General features: G+C 51.3%; 6 tRNA genes. All 6 read left to right on the top strand.

The features are described 5' to 3' along the window. Positions 1-5 precede the first annotated feature (5 nt). The 6 genes from QY97_RS19385 (at position 6) to QY97_RS19360 (ending at position 530) form a co-directional block, all read left to right on the top strand. Positions 6-87, top strand: a tRNA-Leu gene (locus QY97_RS19385). 6 nt (positions 88-93) lie between these two features. Beyond that, positions 94-165, top strand: a tRNA-Gly gene (locus tag QY97_RS19380). 14 nt (positions 166-179) lie between these two features. After that, a tRNA-Leu gene (locus QY97_RS19375) sits at positions 180-268 on the top strand. An 8-nt stretch (positions 269-276) separates the two neighbouring features. Next, positions 277-353: transfer RNA gene (locus QY97_RS19370), tRNA-Arg, on the top strand. Between the two features lie 7 nt (positions 354-360). Continuing rightward, positions 361-437 (top strand) — tRNA-Pro (locus QY97_RS19365). A gap of 17 nt (positions 438-454) precedes the next feature. After that, positions 455-530 (top strand) — tRNA-Ala (locus QY97_RS19360). The last annotated feature ends 111 nt before the right edge of the window (positions 531-641 follow it).

Genomic DNA, 641 nt, shown 5'->3' with positions numbered 1-641 from the left:
TTCATGCGGGTGTGGCGGAATTGGCAGACGCACCAGACTTAGGATCTGGCGCCGCAAGGCGTGGGGGTTCGACTCCCTTCACCCGCATGTTTCGCGGAAGTAGTTCAGTGGTAGAACACCACCTTGCCAAGGTGGGGGTCGCGGGTTCGAATCCCGTCTTCCGCTTTACCAGTTTGCTTGCCGGGGTGGCGGAACTGGCAGACGCACAGGACTTAAAATCCTGCGGTAGGTGACTACCGTACCGGTTCGATTCCGGTCCTCGGCACCATATTACATGCGCCCGTAGCTCAATTGGATAGAGCGTTTGACTACGGATCAAAAGGTTAGGGGTTCGACTCCTCTCGGGCGCGCCAAATTTTACGGGAAGTAGCTCAGCTTGGTAGAGCACTTGGTTTGGGACCAAGGGGTCGCAGGTTCGAATCCTGTCTTCCCGACCATCTGTTTTTAATAAAAAGGGGCCTTAGCTCAGCTGGGAGAGCGCCTGCTTTGCACGCAGGAGGTCAGCGGTTCGATCCCGCTAGGCTCCACCATACTACTCTTTTAGTAAAAAGAAATTGATCTTTGAAAACTGAACAAAATACATGCCAGTTAATTCTTGATTTATTTATTTTATGAGCAATCAAACATCTTTTTGGAGAGTT

Origin of the sequence: Bacillus thermotolerans (assembly GCF_000812025.2) — a bacterium.
GTDB classification, from domain to species: Bacteria; Bacillota; Bacilli; order Bacillales; family Domibacillaceae; genus Quasibacillus; species Quasibacillus thermotolerans.
This window is presented reverse-complemented; position numbering and strand designations above follow the sequence as displayed.